This window comes from Polaribacter sp. (assembly GCF_965660385.1).
Lineage (GTDB): Bacteria > Bacteroidota > Bacteroidia > Flavobacteriales > Flavobacteriaceae > Polaribacter.
The window spans coordinates 1-2459 of the sequence record NZ_CBFHZT010000121.1; the positions used below are offsets into that span (position 1 = coordinate 1).

The 2459-nt window shown below is 29.8% G+C and carries 3 protein-coding genes and 1 pseudogene; all 4 read left to right on the forward strand.

Going from position 1 to position 2459, the window contains the following annotated elements:
* The first annotated feature begins 127 nt into the window (after nucleotides 1-127).
* Nucleotides 128-1006 carry a cell division protein FtsX gene (locus ACTG3V_RS15405; protein ID WP_439133062.1) on the forward strand — a complete coding sequence of 293 codons (879 nt, stop codon included), beginning with the start codon at nucleotides 128-130 and terminating at the stop codon, nucleotides 1004-1006.
* Nucleotides 1007-1010: 4 nt separating this feature from the next.
* On the forward strand, nucleotides 1011-1253 hold the full coding sequence (locus ACTG3V_RS15410; RefSeq protein WP_439133063.1) for a DUF3098 domain-containing protein: 243 nt from the start codon (nucleotides 1011-1013) through the stop codon (nucleotides 1251-1253).
* A gap of 6 nt (nucleotides 1254-1259) precedes the next feature.
* Nucleotides 1260-2054 carry an undecaprenyl-diphosphate phosphatase gene (locus ACTG3V_RS15415; RefSeq protein WP_439133064.1) on the forward strand — a complete coding sequence of 265 codons (795 nt, stop codon included), beginning with the start codon at nucleotides 1260-1262 and terminating at the stop codon, nucleotides 2052-2054.
* A 38-nt stretch (nucleotides 2055-2092) separates the two neighbouring features.
* Nucleotides 2093-2459 (forward strand): annotated as a pseudogene (locus tag ACTG3V_RS15420) (tRNA pseudouridine(55) synthase TruB); the annotation flags it as partial.

Here is a 2459-nt window from a genome sequence, read left to right on the forward strand (position 1 = left end):
TCCTAAAACTACAAACGGAGTTTTAATTGAATTATGCCAAGAAATTGAATAGTTAAAATACTGCAAATAGGTACTATCAACTAATTTCTAATTATTATCTTGCGTCGATTATTAAAAGGACTATTTAATGTCATCAAAATTTGACTCTTATCAAAAAAGACGTTTAGCATCTTCTTACATTTCTGTTGTAATTAGCATTGCTTTAGTTCTTTTTATGGTTGGTGTTTTAGGGTTGATTGTTTTAAAATCTAGTCAAGTAGCCAACTATGTTAAAGAAAAAGTAGCGATTACCTTGTTTATAAAGGATAACGTTACCCAAAAGCAAATCAAGACTTTTAGAGAATCACTTTTAAAAGAAGCGTTTACAAAAAAGGCAATATATACAAGCAAAACACAAGCAGCTAAACAATATAGTAAAGAAATAGGGGAAGATTTTTTAGAGTTTCTAGGAGAGAATCCTTTAAAAAACGGAATTGATATTTATTTAAAAGCAGAATACGTTACCCCAGAAAAAGTAACAGAATTAGAAAAACGATTTTCAAAAAATCTATTTGTTGCTGATATTTCTTATGATAAACCCCTAATAAACTTATTAACTAAAAATATTAAAAGAATTAGCTTTTGGTTATTAATTGTAAGCGGTTTTTTTGCATTAATTGCAATGATTTTAATCAATAGCTCTATACGATTATCCATCTATTCAAAACGCTTTACAATTAAAACTATGCAAATGGTTGGAGCTACTAAAAGCTTTATTAGAAGGCCATTTATTTGGCGAAGTTTAAAATTAGGAATGTTGGGCGCAATCTTAGCGCTTATGGGCTTGGCAGCCTTAGTATATTATTTAGATAAATACATACCAAGTTTAAACTTTTTAGAAGATTATACCACTTTGTCTTATATTGCAGGTGGTGTAGTTGTATCTGCATTAATAATTACTTGGATTAGTACATTTTTTGCTACTCAACGTTTTTTAAACTTAAAAACAGACGAACTTTATTATTAAGAATATGAAAAAAGAAACCACGCAAACACAAGAGTTTTTATTCGGTAAAAAAAACTATATCATTATGCTAATAGGTATCGTATTTATTGCAGCTGGCTTTATTGCAATGGCTGGTGGAGGTAGTGACGATCCTAATGTTTTTAATGAAGAAATTTACAATTGGCAAAGAATTCGCTTAGCACCAACCTTAGTAATTATAGGTTTAGGTATAGAAATTTATGCAATTTTAGCAGATCCCAAAAAATAAAAACTAATGGATATTTTAGAAGCAATTATATTAGGGGTAATACAAGGTTTAACAGAATTTTTACCTGTATCATCTAGTGGTCATTTAGAATTGGCAAAAGCCATTTTAGGAGATACCTCAGTACCCGAAGAAAGTTTAACATTTACAGTGGTTTTACATTTTGCAACAGCTTTAAGTACCCTTGTAATTTTTAGAAAAGAAGTTGCAGAAATTTTAAAAGGTTTGTTTCAGTTTAAATGGAATGACGAATTAAAGTTTTCTTTAAAAATCATTATTTCAATGATTCCTGCAGTAGTTGTAGGTTTGCTTTTTGAAAAACAATTAGAATCTTTTTTTGGGGGTAAAATTTTGTTAGTAGGGGTAATGTTGTTAGTAACTGCACTATTACTTTTATTGGCAGATAAAGCAAAAAACACCAATAAAGAAGTTTCATTTTCTAATTCAGTAATTATTGGTATTTCTCAAGCAATCGCAATGTTACCTGGTATTTCGAGATCTGGTGCAACGATTTCTACATCTGTTTTATTGGGGATTGATAGAACAAGAGCAGCACGTTTTTCTTTTTTAATGGTAGTGCCTTTAATATTTGGTAAAATAGGGAAAGATGTTTTGGGAGGTGATTTAAATTTTCAATCATCAGAAATGATTGCCATTTCAGCAGGTTTTGTGGCCGCATTTTTATCAGGTTTATTAGCTTGTAAATGGATGATAGCTTTGGTAAAGAAAAGTAAATTATCCTATTTTTCAATTTACTGTGCTGTTGTTGGTATCATAGCCATTGGTTATGCGCTTTTAAGTTAATTCCTTTTTAAAGCAGGAATGTTATTTTATTTTTCAGGATGATTAAAACCGAAGAAGATTTTAAAAATGGTCAAGTTTTATTGATTGATAAGCCACTAACTTGGACATCTTTTCAGGCTGTAAATAAAATTCGTTGGCATATTAAGCAACGCTTTAAAATCAAAAAAATTAAAGTGGGGCATGCAGGCACTTTAGATCCTTTAGCTACTGGTTTACTTATTATTTGTACAGGAAAACAAACAAAGGAAATTAATACCTATCAAGGCCAAATAAAAGAATATACAGGTACTTTTACCATAGGAGCAACTACACCAAGTTACGATTTAGAAACAGAAATTGATGAAACATTTTCTATAGAACACATTACAGAAAATCTTTTAAATGAAACTACAAAACAGTTTTTAG

Excerpts from the sequence above, each read along its gene's own strand:
- ACTG3V_RS15410 (WP_439133063.1), top strand. The coding sequence starts at position 1,011 with ATGAAAAAAGAAACCACGCAAACACAAGAGTTTTTATTCGGTAAAAAA.
- ACTG3V_RS15415 (WP_439133064.1), top strand. The coding sequence starts at position 1,260 with ATGGATATTTTAGAAGCAATTATATTAGGGGTAATACAAGGTTTAACA.
- ACTG3V_RS15405 (WP_439133062.1), top strand. The coding sequence starts at position 128 with ATGTCATCAAAATTTGACTCTTATCAAAAAAGACGTTTAGCATCTTCT.